Origin of the sequence: Thioclava sp. F36-7, assembly GCF_002020075.1 — a bacterium.
Lineage (GTDB): Bacteria > Pseudomonadota > Alphaproteobacteria > Rhodobacterales > Rhodobacteraceae > Thioclava > Thioclava sediminum.
Window position 1 is genome coordinate 202,679 of sequence record NZ_MPZR01000003.1, and the last position, 21,301, is coordinate 223,979.

At 65.3% G+C, this 21,301-nt stretch carries 21 protein-coding genes; 9 read left to right on the forward strand and 12 right to left on the reverse strand.

Annotation, left to right across the window (positions count from 1 at the left end; all coding sequences use genetic code 11):
* The first annotated feature begins 31 nt into the window (after positions 1 to 31).
* Positions 32 to 1,501 carry a leucyl aminopeptidase gene (locus tag BMI89_RS06785; RefSeq protein ID WP_078570314.1) on the forward strand — a complete coding sequence of 490 codons (1,470 nt, stop codon included), beginning with the start codon at positions 32 to 34 and terminating at the stop codon, positions 1,499 to 1,501.
* A gap of 1 nt (position 1,502) precedes the next feature.
* Positions 1,503 to 1,961: a DNA polymerase III subunit chi gene (locus BMI89_RS06790; RefSeq protein ID WP_078570315.1), complete on the forward strand. Its 459-nt coding sequence runs from the start codon at positions 1,503 to 1,505 to the stop codon at positions 1,959 to 1,961.
* A gap of 7 nt (positions 1,962 to 1,968) precedes the next feature.
* Here BMI89_RS06790 and BMI89_RS06795 read toward each other — a convergent pair whose 3' ends face one another.
* The gene (locus BMI89_RS06795) at positions 1,969 to 2,784 is read right to left on the reverse strand and encodes an MBL fold metallo-hydrolase (protein ID WP_078570316.1); all 816 of its coding nucleotides are present in this window, start codon (positions 2,782 to 2,784) and stop codon (positions 1,969 to 1,971) included.
* Positions 2,785 to 2,908: 124 nt separating this feature from the next.
* Here BMI89_RS06795 and tgt point away from each other — a divergent pair, with 124 nt between their 5' ends.
* Positions 2,909 to 4,036 carry a tRNA guanosine(34) transglycosylase Tgt gene (tgt, locus tag BMI89_RS06800; protein WP_143593840.1) on the forward strand — a complete coding sequence of 376 codons (1,128 nt, stop codon included), beginning with the start codon at positions 2,909 to 2,911 and terminating at the stop codon, positions 4,034 to 4,036.
* A 7-nt stretch (positions 4,037 to 4,043) separates the two neighbouring features.
* Here the strand turns inward: tgt and BMI89_RS06805 are convergent, their stop codons facing one another.
* The 7 genes from BMI89_RS06805 to cobA all read right to left on the reverse strand — a co-directional run bounded on the left by BMI89_RS06805 (position 4,044) and on the right by cobA (position 9,698).
* Complete coding sequence (locus BMI89_RS06805; protein ID WP_078570503.1) at positions 4,044 to 4,685, reverse strand: hemolysin III family protein; 642 nt, start codon at positions 4,683 to 4,685, stop codon at positions 4,044 to 4,046.
* Between the two features lie 217 nt (positions 4,686 to 4,902).
* Positions 4,903 to 5,721 (reverse strand): ferredoxin--NADP reductase, encoded by an 819-nt coding sequence (locus BMI89_RS06810; RefSeq protein ID WP_078570318.1) that lies wholly within the window; start codon positions 5,719 to 5,721, stop codon positions 4,903 to 4,905.
* Positions 5,722 to 5,865: 144 nt separating this feature from the next.
* Positions 5,866 to 6,237, reverse strand: a complete 372-nt coding sequence (locus BMI89_RS06815) for a DUF934 domain-containing protein (RefSeq protein ID WP_078546761.1) — start codon at positions 6,235 to 6,237, stop codon at positions 5,866 to 5,868.
* On the reverse strand, positions 6,234 to 7,004 hold the full coding sequence (locus BMI89_RS06820; protein WP_078539441.1) for a phosphoadenylyl-sulfate reductase: 771 nt from the start codon (positions 7,002 to 7,004) through the stop codon (positions 6,234 to 6,236). The genes BMI89_RS06815 and BMI89_RS06820 overlap by 4 nt, the downstream gene beginning before the upstream one ends.
* Positions 6,991 to 8,658: a nitrite/sulfite reductase gene (locus BMI89_RS06825; protein ID WP_078570319.1), complete on the reverse strand. Its 1,668-nt coding sequence runs from the start codon at positions 8,656 to 8,658 to the stop codon at positions 6,991 to 6,993. Before BMI89_RS06825 ends, BMI89_RS06820 begins: the two co-directional genes overlap by 14 nt.
* 3 nt (positions 8,659 to 8,661) lie before the next feature.
* Positions 8,662 to 8,949 carry a DUF2849 domain-containing protein gene (locus BMI89_RS06830; RefSeq protein ID WP_078570320.1) on the reverse strand — a complete coding sequence of 96 codons (288 nt, stop codon included), beginning with the start codon at positions 8,947 to 8,949 and terminating at the stop codon, positions 8,662 to 8,664.
* On the reverse strand, positions 8,946 to 9,698 hold the full coding sequence (cobA, locus tag BMI89_RS06835; RefSeq protein WP_078570321.1) for a uroporphyrinogen-III C-methyltransferase: 753 nt from the start codon (positions 9,696 to 9,698) through the stop codon (positions 8,946 to 8,948). The genes BMI89_RS06830 and cobA overlap by 4 nt, the downstream gene beginning before the upstream one ends.
* A gap of 141 nt (positions 9,699 to 9,839) precedes the next feature.
* Between cobA and BMI89_RS06840 the strand changes: the two genes are divergently transcribed.
* Complete coding sequence (locus BMI89_RS06840) at positions 9,840 to 10,301, forward strand: Lrp/AsnC family transcriptional regulator (RefSeq protein ID WP_078519325.1); 462 nt, start codon at positions 9,840 to 9,842, stop codon at positions 10,299 to 10,301.
* Positions 10,302 to 10,304: 3 nt separating this feature from the next.
* On the opposite strand, the gene BMI89_RS06845 is transcribed toward BMI89_RS06840, so the two are convergent.
* Complete coding sequence (locus BMI89_RS06845) at positions 10,305 to 11,495, reverse strand: cytochrome P450 (protein ID WP_078570322.1); 1,191 nt, start codon at positions 11,493 to 11,495, stop codon at positions 10,305 to 10,307.
* Between the two features lie 120 nt (positions 11,496 to 11,615).
* Between BMI89_RS06845 and BMI89_RS06850 the strand changes: the two genes are divergently transcribed.
* From BMI89_RS06850 to BMI89_RS06870, 5 genes are all read left to right on the forward strand, one after another.
* On the forward strand, positions 11,616 to 13,364 hold the full coding sequence (locus BMI89_RS06850) for an ATP-binding protein (protein WP_078570323.1): 1,749 nt from the start codon (positions 11,616 to 11,618) through the stop codon (positions 13,362 to 13,364).
* Complete coding sequence (locus BMI89_RS06855; protein ID WP_078570324.1) at positions 13,361 to 14,587, forward strand: sigma-54 dependent transcriptional regulator; 1,227 nt, start codon at positions 13,361 to 13,363, stop codon at positions 14,585 to 14,587. The genes BMI89_RS06850 and BMI89_RS06855 overlap by 4 nt, the downstream gene beginning before the upstream one ends.
* 219 nt (positions 14,588 to 14,806) lie before the next feature.
* Positions 14,807 to 15,817 carry a TRAP transporter substrate-binding protein gene (locus BMI89_RS06860; RefSeq protein WP_078570325.1) on the forward strand — a complete coding sequence of 337 codons (1,011 nt, stop codon included), beginning with the start codon at positions 14,807 to 14,809 and terminating at the stop codon, positions 15,815 to 15,817.
* A 113-nt stretch (positions 15,818 to 15,930) separates the two neighbouring features.
* Complete coding sequence (locus BMI89_RS06865; RefSeq protein ID WP_078570326.1) at positions 15,931 to 16,614, forward strand: TRAP transporter small permease; 684 nt, start codon at positions 15,931 to 15,933, stop codon at positions 16,612 to 16,614.
* Positions 16,615 to 16,617: 3 nt separating this feature from the next.
* Positions 16,618 to 18,006: a TRAP transporter large permease subunit gene (locus BMI89_RS06870; RefSeq protein ID WP_078570327.1), complete on the forward strand. Its 1,389-nt coding sequence runs from the start codon at positions 16,618 to 16,620 to the stop codon at positions 18,004 to 18,006.
* Between the two features lie 333 nt (positions 18,007 to 18,339).
* Here BMI89_RS06870 and BMI89_RS06875 read toward each other — a convergent pair whose 3' ends face one another.
* From BMI89_RS06875 to BMI89_RS06885, 3 genes are all read right to left on the reverse strand, one after another.
* Positions 18,340 to 18,885 carry a polymer-forming cytoskeletal protein gene (locus BMI89_RS06875; protein WP_078570328.1) on the reverse strand — a complete coding sequence of 182 codons (546 nt, stop codon included), beginning with the start codon at positions 18,883 to 18,885 and terminating at the stop codon, positions 18,340 to 18,342.
* On the reverse strand, positions 18,875 to 20,191 hold the full coding sequence (locus tag BMI89_RS06880; RefSeq protein WP_078570329.1) for a M23 family metallopeptidase: 1,317 nt from the start codon (positions 20,189 to 20,191) through the stop codon (positions 18,875 to 18,877). The genes BMI89_RS06875 and BMI89_RS06880 overlap by 11 nt, the downstream gene beginning before the upstream one ends.
* A gap of 363 nt (positions 20,192 to 20,554) precedes the next feature.
* Positions 20,555 to 21,058, reverse strand: a complete 504-nt coding sequence (locus tag BMI89_RS06885) for a peroxiredoxin (protein ID WP_078570330.1) — start codon at positions 21,056 to 21,058, stop codon at positions 20,555 to 20,557.
* Positions 21,059 to 21,301 lie beyond the last annotated feature (243 nt).

Below are 21,301 nucleotides of genomic sequence, written 5' to 3' on the forward strand. Positions count from 1 at the left end.
GCGCGCCGGTCTCATCTTCGGAGAACCCCACATGACCCAACCTGTTGCTATCGCCTTCAAGGAAACCGATCCGGAGGGCTTCGCTACCCAAAGCGGGCGGATCGCGCTGGTCGTGGGCGGTGACGGCAAGCTGGGGCAGGCCGGGCGCAAGCTGGATCGGGCGATGAAAGGCGCGATCAAGCGCGCGGTGGACTCGGAAGCCTTCGCGGGGCTCGGTGCGGGCGATGCGATGGAGTTGAGCTGGCCCGCCGCGATCGCCGCCGAAGCGGTGCAGCTGGTGCGGCTCGACCGCAAGGCCAGCGCCGACGAGGCCCGCAAGGCGGGGGCTGCGATCGGGGCCAAACTGGGTGAGGCGGGCGCGCTCGTGGTGGCGCAGAACCATCCGCGCGCGGCCGATCTGTCGCTGGGCCTCGCGTTGCGCGCCTATCGCTTCGACTATCACACCGGCGAGGACAAGAAGGCCTACGGGCCGGTGACGATCATGGTCGACAAGCCCGAAGAGGTCGCCGCCGCCGCGGCCCCGCATGCAGCACTGGCCGAGGGCGTGTTCTTCACCCGCGATCTCGTCAACGAGCCCGCCAATATCCTCACCACCGACGATTTCGCCGCCCGCCTCGCCGCGATGCAGGAGCTGGGCCTCGATGTCGAAATCCTCGAAGAAGAGGACATGAAGAAGCTCGGCATGGGTGCGCTTCTGGGCGTCGGCATGGGCTCGGAGATGCCCTCGAAGCTGGTCGTGATGCAGTGGAAGGGCGGCGAGGAGGGCGAGGCGCCCTTCGCGCTCGTCGGCAAGGGCGTCGTCTTCGATGCGGGCGGCATCTCGCTCAAGCCCGGCGCGGGCATGGAAGAGATGACGATGGATATGGGCGGCGCAGGCGTCGTCTCGGGCGTGATGCGGACGCTGGCGCTGCGCAAGGCCAAGGCGAATGTCGTGGGCCTCGTCGGTCTGGTCGAGAACATGCCCGACGGGCGCGCGCAACGCCCCGGCGATATCGTGACCTCGATGAAGGGCGACACGATCGAAGTCATCAACACCGATGCGGAGGGCCGCCTCGTTCTGGCCGATGTTCTCTGGTACGCGCAGGACCGGTTCCAGCCCAAGGCGATGGTCAATCTCGCCACGCTGACCGGGGCCGTGATCGTCGCCCTCGGCCACGAGAACGCGGGCCTTTTCGCCAATGATGACAAGTTCGTAGCCGACATTCTTAAAGCGGCGAAGACCGAGGGCGAGGGCGCGTGGCACATGCCGCTGCAGCCCGCCTATGACAAGGCGCTGAAATCGCGTTTGGCCGATATGCGCAATGTCGGCAACCGTTGGGGCGGTGCGATCACCGCGGCTGCCTTCCTCAAGCGCTTCGTGAAGGACGAGGTGCCGTGGTGCCATATCGACATCGCGGGCGTGGCGCTTCCGCCGAACGAGACCACGCTGGCCCCGAAAGGCCCGACCGGCTGGGGCGTGCGCATGCTCGACCGTCTGATCCGCGACAAGTTCGAAGCCTGAGATGGGTCAGGTCAATTTCTACCATCTGACCCGCTCCAGCCTCGAGGAGGTGGTGCTGAACCTCGCCTCCCGGGCGGTGGAGCAGGGTTGGAAGGTGGAATTGCGCGGGACCGATTCCGCGCGGCTCGACTGGCTCGACCAGAGGCTCTGGCTGATAGGCAACGAGGCGAGCTTCCTGCCGCACGGGCTCGCAGGCGGGCCGCATGACGCGCTGCAGCCGATCCTGCTGGGCACCACGCCCGCAGGCGACGGGCGCGAGGCGATGATGGCCGTGGACGGCGCCGAGGTCGCAGCAGAGGAAACCGACGCCCATAAGCGCGTCTGGATTCTGTTCGACGGCAACGACCCTCAGGCGGTGCAACATGCGCGCGGGCAATGGAAGACCCTGACCGGCGCGGGCGCGAAGGCGATCTACTGGTCGGAAGAGGGCGGCCGCTGGGAGAAGAAGGCGGAGAGTTGAGAGGAGCTTATTGCAGTCGCTCCGGCTCCAGCACCATCACGGTCGGCTCGCGCGGCAGGGTCCTGAGCGAAACGATCACCTCGCTCACGCCGGGCCGCTCTACCGCGAACTCGTCTTTCATCCCGTCGAGAAATCTCTGCAGGGTCGGCTCGCCGAACCAATGGACCGGGATCACGATGCGCGAGCGCAGCCGGTTCAGGATACGGATCATCGTCGGCTGATCGACCGTGTAGGAGCCGTCCACCGCCGCCATCACCACATCGAGCCGCCCCAGCGCCGCATATTGCGCGGGGTCGGGCTCGTGATGCAGATGGCCCAGATGGCCGATGCAGAGCCCGGCCACCTCGAAGACGAAGATCGAGTTGCCGTTCTCCTCGACCCCGCCGAAGCTGCGGATTGCGGTGGGCACATTGCGGATCAGCATCTCGCCGAGGTCCAGGTGGTGCTCGGCGGCGACGCCGAACTGATCCGACCAGCCTTTCAGGGCCACCGTGCCTTCGGGGATCATATCGGTCATGTGGCTAGAATGGGCGTGGTTCATCGTGACGTAATCAGGGGCAAAGCGCGCCCCGCCGGTCCAGCCGTTGAAATCGGTGACGACCGATAGCCCGCCCTCAGTCTGCAACAGAACCATCGAATGGTCGATGTAATGCAACCGCACCGATTGCTCCGGCACCGGGTCGGACCAGCTTGCCTTGTGCAGATACTCAATCCCCGGCGCGGCATCGGCAATCGCGATACAATGGCTGATGCGCTGGTTTTGCGCAGCCGCGGCGAACGGCGCGAGCGTGGCGCAGAGGGTTAGAAGGATGGAACGAAACATGGCGAGCCTCCTTTTGCCCTAGCGTAAGGCCAAAATGCGATTCCGGTCCATGCCCTTGCGCCCCACGTGGCCTTCCCTTCGCGCCGCTTTGGGTCTATCAGCCGGGGCCGAAGGAGAGCCCCAGATGACCAAGTTCAGCTTCACCCTCAAGGCCACCGATGGTGCTGCGCGCACCGGGACGATCTCGACGCCCCGCGGCGAAATCCGCACGCCGGCCTTCATGCCCGTGGGCACCGCCGCCACCGTGAAGGCGATGATGCCGGAATCGGTGGCCGCGACCGGCGCGGATATTCTTCTGGGCAATACTTACCACCTGATGCTGCGCCCCGGCGCGGAGCGGGTGGCGCGTCTGGGCGGGCTGCACAAGTTCATGAATTGGGACAAGCCGATCCTGACCGACTCGGGCGGCTTTCAGGTGATGAGCCTCGCGAGCTTGCGCAAGCTGACCGAGGAAGGCGTGACCTTTGCCTCCCATGTCGACGGCTCGAAACATATGCTCTCGCCCGAACGCTCGATGGAGATCCAGAAGTTGCTGGGTTCGGATATCGTGATGTGCTTCGACGAGTGCCCGGCGCTGCCCGCGACCGAGGAAGAAGTGGCGAAGTCCATGCGCCTCTCGATGCGGTGGGCGCAACGCTCGCGCGATGCCTTCGGCGACCGTCCCGGCCATGCGCTGTTCGGCATCCAGCAGGGTGGCGTGACGCGTGAGCTTCGCGAGGAAAGTGCCGAGAAACTCAAGGAAATCGGCTTCGAGGGCTACGCCGTCGGCGGCCTCGCCGTGGGCGAGGGGCAGGAAGCCATGTTCGGCGTGCTCGACTATGCGCCGGGCATGTTGCCGCCGGACAAACCCCGCTACCTGATGGGCGTCGGCAAACCCGACGATATCGTGGGCGCAGTGGAGCGCGGCGTCGACATGATGGATTGCGTGCTGCCGTCGCGCTCGGGGCGCACCGGCCAGGCCTGGACCCGCCGCGGTCAGGTGAACATCAAGAACGCCCGCCATGCCGATGATCCGCGGCCCTTGGACGAGGCCTGCACGTGCCCGGCCTGCTCGAACTACTCGCGCGCCTATCTGCACCACGTCTTCCGCTCCGGCGAGATGATCTCGGGGATGCTGCTGACCTGGCACAACCTGCATTACTATCAGGAGCTGATGGCGGGCCTGCGCGCGGCGATCGACGAGGGGGCGCTGGCGCGCTTCGTCTCGGAATTCCACGAGACCCGTGCGATGGGCGATATCGAGCCGCTGTAAATTCCGCTCAGTGCGAGATCACGATCACAGCGGCGTAATGCGTCGCGGCCGCGGCCAGCACATGGCCGTGCCAGATCGCGCGCGAAAAGGGGATGCGCTCGGTCTGGTAGAAGATTACGCCGACCGTATAGGTCAGCCCGCCCACGACCAGCAGGATCAGCGCGGGCAGCGGCAGGGCCACGATCAGCGGCCACATCGCGATCATCCCGAGCCAGCCCATCGCCAGATAGAGCCAGAACCCCGTGCGCTCCGCGCGGTGGAAAAAGCCGAGCTTCATCACGATGCCGAAGGTCGCAAGCGCCCAGACCGTCGCGGTCAGCGCCCAGCCGGCGACCCCGCCGAGGCCGATCAGCGCCATCGGCGTGTAAGTGCCCGCAATCAGAAGATAAATCGCGGCGTGATCGAAGCGCCGCAGTACCGCGCGCATCGGTGCATGCAGGGTGAGGTTATAGGCGGCCGAGAGCGAGAAAGAGGCGATCAGCCCCACCGAATAGACCGCGAGCGGCCAAACCCGCCCGGCCGGTGCGGCCAGCGACGCCCAGACGATCAGTGCGCTGACGCCTGCCACGGCGAAAACGACGCCCAGCACATGGACGACGCCATCGGCGACATGTTCGCGAAAGCTGTGGCTCAATTGGTGGCGCGTCATCGTGGTGATCCCCTCAGTCATGCCTTTAAGATAGCAACGATGAGGCGATCTCCCAAGTCGCGGCGGAAAAAACGCTGGGTCACAAGGGGGCTCTGCCCCCGCGCGCCCCCCGGGATATTTGAAAAGAGCGAAGACAGGACAGACGCCCATCTTCGCTCTTGAGAAATATCCCGGGGGTGAGGGCGAAGCCCGAGGGGGCAGCGCCCCCTGAACCAGATCAGATACCGTCGCCGACGAAGGCCTTCTCGACCACATATTCGCGCGGCTCGGAATTCGCGCCTTCGCGCAGCCCGAAGCCTTCGAGCACCGCCATCACGTCCTTGTTGAAGGCGAGCGAGCCGCAGACCATCGCGCGGTCGGTCTCGGGGTTCATCGGCTCGAGGCCGAGATCCTTGAACACCTTGCCGTTCTCGAGATTGTCGGTGATCCGGCCCATGTGATGGAATTCCTCACGGGTCGTGGTCGGGTAGTATTTCAGCTTGCCGTCCACCATCTCGCCGATCAGCGGATCGTTGATCAGGTTCTCGACCAGCTGGCGGCCATATTCCAGTTCCTCGACCGTCCGGCAGGTATGCATCATGATGACCTCGTCGAACTTGTCGTAGGTCTCGGGGTCGCGCATCAGCGAGGCGAAGGGCGCGATGCCGGTGCCGGTGGCGAGGAACCACACCCGCTTGCCCGGCAGCAGCGCGTCATGGACCAGCGTGCCCACGGGCTTCGGGCGCAGGATGATCTGGTCGCCCACATTGATATGCTGCAGCTTCGAGGTCAGCGGGCCGTCGGGCACCTTGATCGAGTAGAATTCCAGCTCCTCGTCCCAGTTGGGTGAGGCGATGGAATAGGCGCGCAGCAGCGGTTTGCCATTGTCGCCCATCAGCCCGATCATCACGAACTCGCCCGAGCGGAAGCGCAGGCTTTGCGGCCGGGTCACGCGGAAGGAAAACAGCCGGTCCGTCCAATGGGTCACTTCGGTCACGGTCTGCGCGTCGGGCAGGGTCTTCACCTTGGGGATCTCGGTCACGGCGCTCTCGTTCATTGTCACATCTCTCTCGGGCCGGGGCAGGCGCCTCGGTCTGGCAAATATACAGATCGGATACAGCTTGCGTCAGCGCTGGCCCTTGATCTGGCTCAATTGCCGGTTTCGTTATGGTCTATCGGATATCGCGGACGGGTGAAAGCCTCAGCCGGCGAGCCGCGCGCGGTAGTCATGCGCGGCCCAGTCGGCGCGGAACAGCCATTGCGCCTGCGGCTGGCGCTCGGCCAGTTCCGGCGGAATCTCGACCTCGTCGAAGCCCACGCGCCGCGCCATCGCGTATTGATCCGCGATCAGCGGGCCCGCCGCGCGCAGACGCCCGGTATAGCCGAGCGCACGGATGCGGCGCGCCAGCGAAAAGCCGCGCCCGTCCGAGAAGGTCGGGAACAGGACGCGGATCATCTCGGCGCCTTCGATCAGCGCAGGCAGGTAGCCCGCATCGGTCTCCGGCGCGATGTCGAGGCTCGCCCCGGTGAAGTCGTCATTGTGGAAGCCGTCGTCGCGAACGATCACGCTCATGCCACATTCTCCTTGTTCTCAATCACTTGGCCTTCACTGTTCACACGGACGGCCTTGCCGCCGATGAAGTGGATGCCGCATTCGGTCTTGGCAGCGCCGCGCCAGCGGCCCGCACGTTCGTCTTCGCCCGGTTTCACAGGCGAGGTGCAGGGTGCGCAGCCGATCGAAGGGTAGCCTTGCGCCACCAGCGGATGGCGAGGCAGGCGGTTCTCGACCATGTAATCCTGCACGTCCTGCTTGTCCCAATGGGCGAGCGGGTTGATCTTCATCCGGCTGTCGGTCTCGATCTCGAAGAAATCGAGCGCCGCGCGCTGGCCGCCCTGAAAGCGTTTGCGCCCGGTGATCCACGCGTCATAGCCCGACAGCGCATTTTCCAGCGGCACCGTCTTGCGCAGGGTGCAGCAGGCGTCGGTGCTGTACTGGTGCAGCGTGCCGTCCGGGTCGTCGCGGGCAATCGCGGCCTCATCGGCCTGGATCACCTGCACATTGGTCAGGCCCAGCTTGGCCGCGACGTCGCGCTGATAGGCGAGCGTCTCGGGAAACAGCATCTGCGTGTCGATGAACAGCACCGGCGTGCCGGGCGCGATCACCGAGACCATATGCAGCAACACCACCGATTCCGCCCCGAAGGACGAAACCAGCGCGACATTGCCCACATCGGGGTCCCGCAACGCCCGCTCCATCACCGCGGTTGCGGCGTGGTGGCGGTAGCGTTCGTTCAGCCCGGCGACGCGGGGGGCGATATCCGTTCCATCACTGAGCGGCATGGCGTTGAGCCTCTGCATAGAGCGCTTCCTTGAACGGGTCCGGGCCAAGGCGGCGCAGCGCGTCGAGGAAGCTCTCGGTGGCGCTTTCACGCAGCTCGAGATAGGCGCGCAGGAGACGCTCCAGCGCAGGGATCACCTCCGTATAGGCGAAGCCGGGGCCGGCACGTTCGCCAAGCGCCATCGTTTCGGTCGCGTCGCCGCCCAGCGTGATCTGGTAGTTCTCCACGCCCGCACGGTCGAGACCGAGGATGCCGATATGGCCCAGATGGTGGTGGCCGCAGGCGTTGATGCAGCCCGAGATCTTGATCTTGAGCGCACCGATCTCCTGCTCCAGCCCGAGATCGCGGAAATGGGTCGAGATCTGCTGTGCCAGCGGGATCGAGCGGGCCGTGGCCAGCGCGCAGTAATCCATGCCGGGGCAGGCGATGATATCCGAGGTCAGTCCGATATTCGCCGTGGCGAGACCGCCCTTGCGCAGGGCCTCGAACAGCGCGGGCAGATCGGCCTTCGCGATATGCGGCAGGATCACGTTCTGCTCGTGGCTGATGCGCAGCTCCGATTGACCGTAGCGTTCGGCCAGATCGGCGAGCAGGCGCATCTGGTCCGAGGTGGCATCGCCCGGAGGCGCGCCGTGATCCTTCAGGCTGACCGTGACCACCGCGTAATCGGGGTTGTGATGGGGCGAGGCCGAGCGCGCGGCCCAGTCACGCAGAAGCGCGTCGACACCGAGCGCGGTCTCGAAGCTCTCGCTCTCCCGGGCGGGCAGCGCGGGCGGGGCGAATTGCGTCTTTAGATCGGCGAGGATCGCTTGGTCCGCGCCCTTGAACGCCGCGCGCCGGGCCGGGAATTCGGCCTCGACCATCTCGGAAAACGTATCGATTCCAAGCTCGTGCACGGTGATCTTGATGCGCGCCTTATACTTGTTGTCACGCCGTCCTGCGAGGTTCCACGCGGCGACGATCGATTCCAGATAGGGCAGCAAATCGACCGCGGGCAGGAAGCTGCGGATTTCCTTGCCGATCATCGGGGTGCGGCCGAGACCGCCGCCCACGAAGACCTGGAACCCGATCTCGCCATCGCGCTCGACCAGTTGCAGGCCCACGTCATGGGCGCGGATCGCGGCGCGGTCGGCCTCGGCGCCGTTGATCGCGATCTTGAACTTGCGCGGCAGGAACTGGAATTCCGGATGGTCGGTGGACCATTGACGGATCAGTTCCGCGTAAGGGCGGGGATCGGCGATTTCATCGGCGGCGGCACCTGCGAAGGCATCCGTCGTCGTGTTGCGGATCGCGTTGCCCGAGGTCTGGATCGCGTGCATGCCGACATCGGCGAGCGCGTCGATCATGTCCGGCACATCGATCAGTTTCGGCCAGTTGAACTGGATGTTCTGGCGTGTGGTGAAATGGCCGTAGCCGCGATCCCAGGCATCGGCGATCTTGGCGAGCTGGTGCATCTGCCGGGCCTCGATCGTGCCATATGGGATCGCCACGCGCAGCATATACGCGTGCAGCTGCAGGTAGAGCCCGTTCATCAGGCGCAGCGGCTTGAACTCGTCCTCGGTCAGGCTGCCGTCGAGGCGGCGCGCGACCTGATGGCGAAACTGCTCGGCGCGCGCGCGGACGGCGGCGCGGTCGAAATCGCTGGGTTGGAACATGGATCAGCTCCCGGGTAGCTCGATGGAAGGGCCGGCGGCGCGGAAGGCCTCGCGGAAATGCGCGGGCTCGGGGCCGTTCGGACCGAGCGTGGCAGGCGCGAGATAGGCGCCCACGACTTTCTCAGGCTGAGCATTGGCCAGATCGAGCCACATGTCCGCGATCACCGGATCGTCGAGGAAGGCAGCGTCTTTCAGGCGCAGCACCCATTGGCCCGCATCGTTCATGTAGACGACATGGCCTTCGCGCAGGTCATTGGCGCTGATCACGCCGGGGATGAATTTCTTGCTCATAGCACGGCCTCCTTGAGGGCGGTGCGGGCGTCGCGCGGGGCGAGCCCGAGTAGGATCACGGCGGGGCCTTTGGCCTCGGCGGTAACGGTGGGCAGGGTGGCGAGCGTCGCGGGGCGGATGACCTGATCGGCGCGCGAGGCGTTCTCGACCACACAGGCGGGGGTCGCGGGGGAGGCGCCATGCATCATCAGGCGTCCCTGCACGTAGCGCGCGGCGCGCTTGCCCATGTAGATCGCGGCGACCGCGCCGGGGCGGGCCAGCGCCGACCAATCCTGTTCGGCCAGCCCGTCTGCGTCATGCCCGGTGAGCAGGCGCAGCTCGCGATTGCGGCCACGTTCCGTCAGGCTCTGGCCGAGCGAGGCAGCGGCAGCGGAGGCTGCGGTGATGCCCGGCAGTACCCGATAGGCGATCCCGGCCGCGTCGAGCGCGTCCAGCTCCTCGCCCAGCCGACCGAACACGCCCGGATCGCCCGATTTCAGGCGCAGTACCCGCTGGCCTTCCTGCGCGAGGCGGACGATCAGGGACGAGATGTCGCCTTGCTTCATCGACGGGCCGAAACCGGTCTTGCCGGTCTCGATCAGCTGCGCCTGCGGGCCCGCGAGCGCGAGCACCTCGGCGCTCACCAGCGTGTCGTGCAGGATCACGTCGGCGCACATCATCTCGCGCAGCACCGCCACGGTCAGCAGGTCCGGGTCGCCCGGACCGGCGCCAGCAAGTGTCACCTGGGTCTGAGTTTCGAGAGTTTCCATGTCACGCTCCTCGTCTGCGTCTTGAGCGTGAATATAGGAAATTATTCCGGTTTTTGACCATATGCCCTTGCCAATAAGGACATTCGTTCCTTATGGATTTGGAGGGAGTGACAATCTCCTAACAAGCGGAGGGAAATCGGAATGGCGGTGCAGATCGACGAGCTGGATCGGAAAATCCTTGCGGAGCTTCAGGACGACGCGAGCCAGTCGCTCGACGAAATCGCGCGGAAAACAGGGTCTTCCAAGACCCCGGTCTGGAACCGGATTCGCAAATTGCGCGCGGCGGGGGTGATCGGAAAGCAGACCGCGATCCTCGATCCCGAGGCGCTTGGCTTCGATGCCTGCTTCTTCGTGTTGATCCGCACGTCGGAGCATGAGGCCGAGTGGCAGGACAAGTTCCTCGCCACCCTGCGCGCGCGCCCCGAAGTGATGGAGGCGCACCGTCTGGCAGGCGATATCGACTACATCCTGAAAGTGCGGGTCGAGAATGCGCGCGCCTATGACCGCTTCTATCAGGCGCTGATCTCGGAAGTGAAAATCCACAACGTGACCGCGCTTCTGTCGATGGAGGAGCTGAAATCCACCACCGCGCTGCCGCTGTGAGGCTCAGCGCTTGGTATAGGTGACCTGCAGCTTCTCCAGCCCGTGGAAGTGGTAGAGATCCGCGTAATAGGGGCGGCGCGGCAGATCGAGCCCCTGTAGCCGCTCCATCAGCATCGGCAGGGCGAGTTTCAGTTCCAGCCGCGCCAGCGGCGCACCGATGCAGAAGTGCGCCCCCGCGCCGAAGCCGAAATTGGTGCGCACGGGGCGCGACGGGTCGAAGACGCTCGCATCGTCCCAAGCCGACGGATCGCGGTTCGCACCGGCGAGCAACAGCCCGATCCGCTCGCCTTTGCGCAGCACCTGTCCCTGAAACTCCATGTCCTCATAGAGCCAGCGCGTGAACAGATGCAGCGGCGGATCGAAGCGCAGCAGCTCCTCGATGGTGCCGTCGATCCGCGCGGGCTCCAGCCAATGCGGTGCGACGGTCTGCTCGATCAGGGTTTTCACGCTGTTGCCGATCTGGTGGACGGTCGCCTCATGGCCCGCGTTCAACAGCAGGATCACGGTGGAGATCAGCTCGTCGCGGGTCAGATGGGTGCCTTCTTCCTCGACCGCGATCAGCTCCGAGATCAGATCTTCCCCGGGCGCTTTGCGGCGGGTCTCGATCAGATCCCCCAGATAGGCGGCGAAGTCCGCTGAAGCCTGTGCCGCGTCTTCCTCGAGGCTGATATCTCGGCGCGCCTGATACATCTGCACCATCGCGTTCGACCACGCCAAGAGCTTGTCCGCGTCGCTTTCGGGTACGCCCAGAAGCCGTGCGATCACGATCACCGGCAGGGGCTTGGCGAAATGCTCCAACAGGTCGCAGCCACCCTCGGGCAGATCGTCGATCAGCCGGTGGCAGAGCGTGGCGATCTCGTCTTGCATCCCTGCGATCCGGCGCGGGGTGAAGGCCTTTGTCACCAGCTTGCGCAGCCGGGTGTGGGTCGGCGCCTCCAGTTCCAGCATCGAATGGCGCTCGATCGCGTAGAAGGGTTCGAGATGTTTAGGAATGTCCACCGCCTGCTCGGGCGGGGCCTCGCGCCCCAAGCGCCGGTCTCGCAGCGCCGCGCCGACGATCGCAGCGCGCGCGGTGACGCGAAACCCGTATTCGGGCCATTGCACGAAGGGGCCGCCCTGCCGCACCCGATCATAGAACGGGTAGGGGTTCTGGACGAAATCGGGATCGAGCGGGGATTGGGAAAGGGTCTGCATCGGCGCTCCGGTTACTCGGGGCCAGATTGGCCGCAACGCGCCCGGGGATGCAAGACCAAGCGAACGCTCCGCCTTGCATTGCCGCGCGGTTGGCGCAAGGAAAGGGGCGGGAGAGTGCTGATGCTGGGTCGTGTCGCCATATTGCTGATCTGGATCGCGCTGACGCTCGCCGCCTCTATCGGGGTGTGGCGGGTTTCGGCACGCGAGGGTCTGGCGCGGATCGAAGCGCAGGGACAGTCCGATCTGCGGCTGGCCTCGGATCGTCTGGTGGCTGCGCTGTTGCAGTTTCGCGAGGTGGCGGTGCTGGCCGCCGATCATCCCGACGTGGTCGCGCTGGCGGCGCGGTTCGCCGAAGGGGGCAAGGCGGTCGGCACATGGCGCGATGCGGCGGTGAGCCTGACGCTGCAACGCCTCGCCGATCATGCGGGCGCGCGCGACATCTGGCTGATCGCGCCGGGGGGCACGGTGCTCGCAGGTCCGGCGGATAGCCCCGACCGGGTCACGATGAACCGGGCGCTGGCGCGGGCGGCGCAAGGCGCAACCGGCTCCGAGCATTTCGTGGATCCTGATACGGGCGATCGGCTGTTCGTCTTCGCAGCCCCGGTCTTTGCTTCGGGCGGCAATGTTGCGGGGATCGTGCTGCTGCGGCTGAATGCCGAGGATGTCGAGGCCGAGGGGCGCGGCAACCCGGTGCCGGTCTGGTTCACCGATGATAGCGGCGTGAGTTTCCTGACCAACCGCACCGATCTGGTGCTGCTGTCCGAGCCCGGTGCAAAGCCCGATCCCGCGACCTATCCGGCGGGGTCGCTCGCCGGGGTGTTGCACCTGCGCGAACGCAACCTTGCGGGTCATCGCCTGGTGTCGGGAGATGGCTCGCTTTCCGGTCCCGCACTGGACGTCTCGCGCGCCTTGCCGGTGATCGAGATGGAGGGGCATGCCCTCGCAGCCGCCGATCCGGTGCTGCGCGCGGCGCGGCTCGCTGCCCTTTCGACCGCGGCCGGGTTCCTCGCCGTAGGGGCGGTGATGTTCGCCCTGTGGGAGCGCAGGCAGGCCCTCTCCGAGGCCAATGCCGCGCTCGAGGTCCGCGTCGCCGAACGCACGGCGGAACTGTCGACCGCGAACGAGGAATTGCGCCGCACGCAGGCCGAACTCGTGCAGGCGGGCAAGCTCTCGGCGTTGGGGCAAATGTCGGCGGGGATCAGTCACGAGTTGAACCAGCCGCTGATGGCGATCTCGTCTTATGCCGAGAATGCCGAATTGCTGCTCGATCGCGGTCGGACCGAGGAGGCGGGCGAGACGCTCGGCAAGATCGGCGCGATGGCGCATCGTATGGCGCGCATCATCCGCAACCTCCGAGCATTCGCGCGGCAGGAAAGCGAACCCGCGACCCGCGTGGGGCTCGCGGCAGTGGTGGAGAGCGCGCTGGAGATGCTCGACGAGCGACTGCGGCGCGCTGGCGTCACCGTGGACTGGCAGCGCCCCGACTTCCCCGCCATCGTGATGGGTGGTGAGGTGCGGCTGAGCCAGGTCGTCATCAACCTGATCTCGAATGCGATCGAGGCGATGGAGGGGCAGCCCGAGCGCCGCCTGACGATCCGCATGGCGCGCGCGGATGGCATGATCCGCCTCAGCCTGCGCGATACCGGGCCGGGCATTGCCGATCCGGACCGCATTTTCGATCCGTTCTACTCGACCAAGGAGGCGGGATCGGCGGAGGGGCTTGGCCTCGGCCTCTCGATCTCTTACGGGCTGGTGCAAGGGTTCGGCGGCACCCTGCGGGGCGAGAATGTGCCCGGCGGCGGGGCGCGTTTCACCATCGAGCTGCGCGAAGCCACGGCCCAACCCAAACCGATCGAGGTGGAGACATGATGCGCCGGGTTCTCTTTGTCGATGACGACCGCGCGGTGCGCGAGGCGCTGGGCCAGACGCTGGAACTGGCGGGGCTGAAGCCGACGCTCGCGGGCAGCTATATCGAGGCGAAGGACCATATCTCGACCGAGTTCGAGGGGGTCGTGGTCACAGATATCCGGATGCCGGGCAAGGACGGGTTCGCGCTGCTGGACCTCGTGCAGAAGGCCGACGCCGAGTTGCCCGTAGTTCTGCTGACCGGCGAGGCCGATGTGCCGATGGCGGTGCGTGCGATGGCGTCGGGTGCGTTCGATTTTCTGGAAAAGCCCTGCACGGGGAAAGACTTGCTGGCCGTTGTCGAGAAGGCGCTGGAAACCCGCGCGCGGGTGATGGAGGCGCGCTTCTCGCGGGCTGCGGGCAAGCGCGGCGACGCGGCGGCGCGGATTTTGGTGGGTAGCTCTCCGGTGGCGGAGGGTTTGCGCGAAGCCGCCCGACGCGCCGCGCGCTCGGGCGCCGAGGTGTTGATCACCGGCGCGCCGGGGGCGGGCAATTCCAAGCTGGCCGAGGTGATCCACCTGCTGTCCACCAATGCGCGGCGGCCCTTCGTGAAGCTCGCCGCGGCGGGCCTCGACGTAGCGGCGTTGGAGGCGGGCTTCGCACAGGCCGAGGGCGGGACGCTTTATCTTGATGAGGTGGCCGATCTGCCGCGCCCCGCACAGTTCGCGCTGATCGAATTGCTGGAGACGCGGCCCGCTACGCGCCTCATCGCGGGCACCTATCGCGACCTGCCGGGCGAGGCGCGGGCCGGGCGCTTCCACCCCGATCTCTACTGGCGGCTGGAGGCATTGAAAGTGCGCATCCCCTCGCTGTCCGAGCGCCCCGAGGATATTCCCGCGCTGTTTCGCCATTACGTCGCTACCGCCTGCGAACAAGCCAATCTGCGCGCCCCGGAAATCCCGCCGGAGATGACCGCGCAGCTGATGGCGCGCGACTGGCCCGGCAACGCCCGCGCGCTGATGTCCGAGGCGATGCGCTTCGCGATGGGTCTGGAGGCGGGCGAGCCGCCGGAGGAACTGGGCCTGTCCGAGCGCATGGCGGCGGTCGAGAAGTCGCTGCTGGCCGAGGCGCTGACCCGCGCGGGCGGCAATGCGACCGAGGCGGCCTCCGCGCTGAAACTGCCGCGCAAGACCTTCTACGACAAGCTCGCGCGCCACGGGCTGCGGCCCGAGGAATACCGCGACTAGCGGCGGGCGAGGATTCGCACTAAGCCGTATCTATCTGTGCGGGATTTCGCACACACCTCCGCGCGCTGTAATGAAGGTGTCCTCGTAAGGCCCTGATTCCGCGTGGATAATGTCTTCGTCACAAGAGCTTCACGAAACAGTTGATCGGATCTCTCGGCGGCTTTCTGCTGACCCCAATGCCGGGGAGGACCGGCGTGACATGAATTCCGGGAGGACATTATGAAGAAATTTACCGCCGCCGTTTCGGCGCTCGCTCTCATGGCTTCGGCCTCGGTCGCAATGGCCGATCCGACGGGCTGCGACGAAGGCGAGATGGTCATCAAGTTCAGCCACGTCACCAATACCGACAAGCACCCGAAAGGGATCGCGGCGGCGCTGTTCGCCAAGCGCGTGAACGAAGAGATGGACGGCAAGGCCTGCGTCGAGGTCTACCCGAACTCGACCCTCTACAACGATGATCAGGTGCTGGAAGCGATGCTGCAGGGCGACGTGCAGATGGCTGCGCCGAGCCTCTCGAAATTCGAGACCTTCACCAAGAAGTACCGCATCTTCGATCTGCCCTTCATGTTCAAGAACATGGACGCCGTGGACGAATTCCAGAATTCCGACATCGGTCAGAATATGAAAGAGGCGATGGTGCGTCGCGGTCTGCTGGGTCTCGATTTCTGGCATAACGGCCTCAAGCAGTTCTCGGCCAACAAGCCGCTGCTCGTGCCGGGCGATGCCAAGGGTCTGAAGTTCCGCGTGCAGCCGTCCGACGTGCTGATCGCACAGATGGAAGCGCTGGGTGCCTCGCCGCAGCCGATGGCCTTCTCGGAAGTCTATGGCGCGCTGCAGACCGGCGTTGTCGACGGGCAGGAAAACACCTGGTCGAACATCTACGGTCAGAAGTTCTACGAAGTGCAGGACGGCATCACCGAGACCAACCACGGCCTGCTCGACTACATGGTCGTGACCTCGGTCGACTGGTGGGACAGCCTCGACCCGGCGATGCGCGACCAGATCAAGTCGATCCTCGACGAGGTCACCAAAGAGCGTAACGCCGCGATCAATCAGGTGAACGAAGAGAACCGTCAGGCGATCCTCGACGCCGGTGCGACGATCCGCGAACTGACGCCCGAGCAGCGCCAGCAATGGGTCGATGCGATGAAACCGGTCTGGGACCAGTTCACCGATGACGTCGGTCAGGAAAACATCGACGCAGCGCAGGCGATCAACGCCAAGCACTGATCAGGAACGGACGGGCGACGACCCCCACTCGTCGCCCGATCTCACGGCGCGCGCGGTCCCCCACACACCTGCGCGCGCCACTTTCAACTCTCGACCTCAGACCGGAGTGAGCCATGAGCCAGCGCTATGAGCCGCGCAACGGGTTTTCGCGGGCGATCCATCATCTGGAGGAGACGCTGATCGCGTTGATCCTCGGCACGATGACCGTGATCACCTTCGTCAATGTCGTGCTGCGCTACGTCTTCAACTCCTCGCTGATCTGGGGGCTTGAGACGACACTGATCCTCTTCGCCTGGCTGGTTCTGCTGGGCATGAGCTACGCGGTGAAAGTGACCGCGCATCTCGGCGTCGATGCGATCATCAACATGCTGCGCCCCGGGCCGCGTAAGGCCATGAGCCTCGTCGCGGCGGGCCTTTGCATTCTCTACGCGGTACTGCTGCTGAAAGGGGCATGGGATTACTGGGCCCCCTTCGCCGGGTTCGAGCAGACCTCGGGCCGCTGGTTCCCGACGGGCTTTCAGGACACCCGCGACCGCGCCTTCTACGAGACGGATCAGGTGCCGATCGCGCATTGGCTCGCCGTCTGGCTGGGCGATCGGTTCAACATGGGCGAGGCCTATGACAAGCTGCCGCGCTTCATCCCTTACCTGATCCTGCCGATCGGCGTGACGCTTCTGCTGATCCGCTTCGTGCAGGCGGCAATCGGGGTCGCCGTGGGCAAGCGTTCGGCGCTGATCGTGAGCCACGAAGCCGAAGACCAAGTGGCCGACGTGGCCCATATCAACAAGGGTGACTGAGGTATGGATATCCTGTTCCTTTTCGTGATGGTGATCGGCTTCATGCTGATCGGCGTGCCGATCGCGGTCTCCTTGGGCCTCGCGTCGACGCTGTTCCTGCTGATCTTCTCGGACGCCTCGCTCGCCTCCATCGCGCAGTCGCTCTACGACGCGATGGACAATCACGCGACGCTGCTGGCGATCCCGTTCTTCATTCTCGCCTCGAGCTTCATGTCGACCGGCGGGGTCGCTCAGCGCATCATCCGCTTCGCCATCGCCGTGGTGGGCCACCTGCCGGGCGGTCTGGCCATCGCGGGCGTCTTCGCCTGTATGCTGTTTGCGGCGCTTTCGGGCTCGTCGCCCGCGACCGTGGTCGCCATCGGCTCCATCGTCATCGCGGCGATGCGGCAGGTGGGCTACTCGAAGGATTTCGCCGCTGGCGTGATCTGTAACGCGGGCACGCTCGGCATCCTGATCCCGCCGTCGATCGTGATGGTAGTCTATGCCTCGGCGACCGACGTGTCGGTGGGCCGGATGTTCCTCGCGGGCGTCATTCCGGGCCTTCTGGCGGGCGTGATGTTGATGGCTACGATCCTGTTCTTCGCGATCAAGCGCAACCTGCCGAAAGGCGAGTGGCAAGGCTGGGGCGAAGTCGCCGCAAGCTTCGTCGACGCGTTCTGGGGCCTGATGCTGATCGCGATCATCATGGTCGGCCTCTACGGTATTCCCGGCATCACGGGCGGCATCTTTACCCCGACCGAGGCCGCTGCCGTCGCCGCTGTCTATGCGTGGTTCGTCGCGAACTTCATCTATCGCGACATGGGCCCGCTCGATGAGGGCGAGCAGAAAACTTCTCTTCTGAAGAAGCCGCAGGCAATCTTCACCGCGATCTGGCACAAGGGCACGCGCGATACGCTGTTCGAGGCGGGCAAGCTGACGATCACGCTGATGTTCATCATCGCCAACGCGCTGATCCTCAAGCACGTGCTGACCGACGAGCAGATCCCGCAGAAGATCACCGAGGCCCTGCTCGGCGCAGGTCTGGGCAAGATCATGTTCCTCGTGATCGTCAACATCATCCTGCTGATCGGCGGCCAGTTCATGGAACCCTCGGGCCTGATCCTGATCGTCGCGCCGCTGGTCTTCCCGATCGCGATCGAGCTGGGCGTCGATCCGATCCATCTCGGCATCATCATGGTGGTGAACATGGAGATCGGGATGATCACGCCACCGGTCGGCCTGAACCTCTTCGTGACCTCCGGGGTGGCGGGGATGCCGATCATGCGGGTCGTGAAGGCGGCCGCGCCCTTCCTCGCCGTGCTCTTCGTCTTCCTGATCCTTGTCACCTATGTGCCATTCCTGTCGACTTGGCTGCCGACGATGGCGATGGGGCCGGAGACGGTCGTGAAATAAGCCGAGCGGGGCAGGGACCGAACCCGGTCTCATGCCCCGCCATTCCAACCTCGCGCGCCCGTGGCACCCCCACGCGGCGCGCTTTTGTTTTGGGAAGGCCCCGGTGGTGCGATGGGGAGAGGGGCTCCGCCCCACGCGCTGCGCGCGCCCCCGGGATATTTTCGCCAAGGCGAAAGCAAGGCGCCATCTTTCGGCTTGGTCGAAATATCCCGGGGTGAATTCGCGCATGCGAAGAGGGGCAGCGCCCCTGTTGCCCGCCTCGCCGCATGTACCGGCGCAAAATAAAAGGGCGACCCGATCGGCCGCCCCTCCTGCTCTGGCTATCGCCTGATTTTATTTCTGTTCCGACCCCGTCGGCGCCGGTGCTGCGGCGGCGGTCTCGGAGGCCGGGGGCGCGAGTTTCCGCGTGCCTTGACCGGTTTGCAGCGGGTCGTCCTGACGCTGCACCGAACCTTCGAAATGCGCACCGCTCTCGATCGCGATGGTCTTGTGGATGATGTCGCCTTCGACGCGTGCGGTCGAGGTCAGGCGCACCTTCAGGCCGCGCACACGGCCCACGACGCGGCCGTTGACCACGACGTCGTCCGCCATGATCTCACCCTTGATCGTGGCGCTTTCGCCGACGGTCAGCAGATGGGCGCGGATGTCGCCTTCGACGGTGCCTTCGATCTGGATGTCGCCGGTCGTCTTGACGTTGCCGGTGATGGTCAGGTCCGAGGAGAGAACCGAGGGTGCGGGCTTCGAGCGCGGCGCGGCGCTCGGCGTGTAGTCGCTCGAGCTGGACGTCGGGCGGCTCGGAGTGGTCGAGCTCTCACCGGTTTTGGGCTTGTCGCCGTCGGCCTTGGGGCCCGGTTCATGGATTTTCGATTTAGAAAACATTCTTACCAGCCTTGATGAAGGTCATCGGGTTAATTGGCTTGCCTCCGAGCCGGATCTCGTAGTGCAGATGCGGTCCCGTGGAGTGTCCGGTATTGCCCATATCAGCAATCCACTCGCCTTGCGACACTTTTTGCCCGACTTTCACGTGGAATTTGTTGAGGTGGCCGTAGCGGGTGGTGATGCCGAACTCGTGGCGGATCTTGACGATATTGCCGTAGCCACGTTCGTGCTCGGCGGCGATCACGACGCCATCGGCGGGGGCATAGACCTTGGTGCCGATCGGCGCGGCCATATCGACGCCCTCGTGCATCCGGCCCCAGCGCCAGCCGAAGGGCGACGAGAAGCGGAAATGCGCCTTCACGGGCATCGAGAAGGGCAGCTTGTCGACGGCGATGCGATACATGTTCATCTCGTCGAGCTTGCGCAGGATGTTCTCGGCGCGCGCGGTGTCGCCATCGAGATCGGCCGTGCCCTTGGTCGAGAGCGAGATCGGCGAGAGCGGCCCGCCGGTGCCCGAATAGCCCCGTTTGATTTCCTTGAGCACGTGATCGGGGTCCATGCCGGCCTGTTTGAAGACCTTGTCGAGCGGCTCCATCGAGATTTTCACCGCCCCTTCGAGCGTGGTGAAAATCTCGTCGTTGCGCTGTTCGAGGAGACGCTTCTGCAGCGCGATCTTGTCCATCTGCAGTTGCGCGGTCTTGGCATCGGCATTCGCCGTGTCGCGTTCCTTCGCGGTCTCGCCGAGCGCGGTGGACAGCATGTCGACCGTCTTTTCCATGTCCTCGGCGCGGGCGATCGGCGTCGGACCCGCGTCTGGGCCTTTGCCCTCGGCTTTGGCCAACGCGAGCCGGGCGGTGTCGCGCTCGTCCATGGTGCGGCGCAGGGTGGCCTGGATCACGCCGATCCCGGTTTCCAGCTCGCGCTTGCGTTCTTCCGAGGCGAGCAGCGTGGATTGCATCTTCGAGACCTGCTCGAGGGCGGTCTGGAAACGGTCCTGTGCGGCAAGGGCTTCGGCGGCGCGGGCGTCGCGCTCTTGCGAGAGCGCGTCGAGGCGGCGCTCGAAGGCGAGTTTCGCGACCTTGTCGTTCTGCTCGGCCCCGCCCGAGGAAATCCCGTCGATGAAGAGCATCGAGGTCGCGGCCATCGACCACACGAACACGCCTGCGCCGATCGCCAGTACACTCGCTTGGGTGAGGGGGCGCAGTCGGACGAACCGCGTGGCGCTGTCTGATTTCAGAAACAGCCGCTGTTCGGGCAGGATGCGCTCGAGACGGGTGTTCAGGCGGTCGAGAATGCGTCTAGGCAAGCCGGTCGGTCCTGTGTTTGTTGCGGATCAAGCGCGGCCACGGGGCCGCACGTCACTTGCGGCGGCGCACCCGTCCTGCTTGTGGATAAGTCCTCCGCCCTCGAGCCAAGGGATTACCAAGGGGGGCAGGTCCGGGCAACCTCTTTCCCCCTCGCATTTGGTCACGGTTCCCTCGCGCGCGCGGTATGAGCGGTTTTCTGCCCAAAAGGGAGGGCGGCCCGGCGGTTTCGGTCCCGCCAGTCATGTCTGCGTCACGTTGGTGTGATCCGCGCTTGCCGATGGGCGCGCGCCGCACGACGCCCCCGCGGCGCGATATCTGTCGCTCGTTGAGGGGGCGTGCGGGGCGTTGCGCCCGCATGGCGGTCAGCTCAGGTCGCGGGCGGCTTCGAGTACCTCTTCGGCGTGGCCTTTGACTTTCACCTTCGGCCAGACCCGCGCGACATTGCCGTCCGCGCCGATCAAGAAAGTCGCACGAACAATGCCCCAGAAGGTTTTGCCATACATCGATTTTTCCGCCCAGACCCCGTAGCTCTCGCAGGTCTCGCCACCATCATCCGAGGCGAGGTAGATGCCCAGATCATGTTTGGCGCAGAAATTCTCATGCTTCTTGAGGCTGTCTTTCGAAATGCCGATGACGACCACGCCGGCCTCGGCGAAATCCGGCGCGAGCCGGGTGAAATCCAGCGCCTCGGTGGTGCAGCCGGGCGTGTTGTCCTTGGGGTAGAAATACAGCACGACCGGACGGCCCGCAAAGGCCGACAGCGTCAGATTTCCGTCTTTCGTGATCGGATTTCCGAGCGTTTCGAAGCTCTTGCCGCCCGTCGCGGGAAGGGTGAACTCCGGCGCTTTTTCGCCTGTCTCGATCATTGGGGAACCTCCTTGCAGTTTCGGGGCTTACTTTCCACGCCCGCTTGCGCGAGACTTAACCACGAGGCAGGAGACCCGGGCAAGACCGCGCGCGGTGGGCCCGGCATAAGAGACGGGGTCGGCACGCGCCGCCGCCGAGGGAGAAAAAGCCCCGATCCAACGGGCGCAAGACGAACGGTATGGAGAGACAGCGTCCCGATAGTCGCGAAACGTCCGGCGCGCCCGAAAGGGCGAGCAATGCGT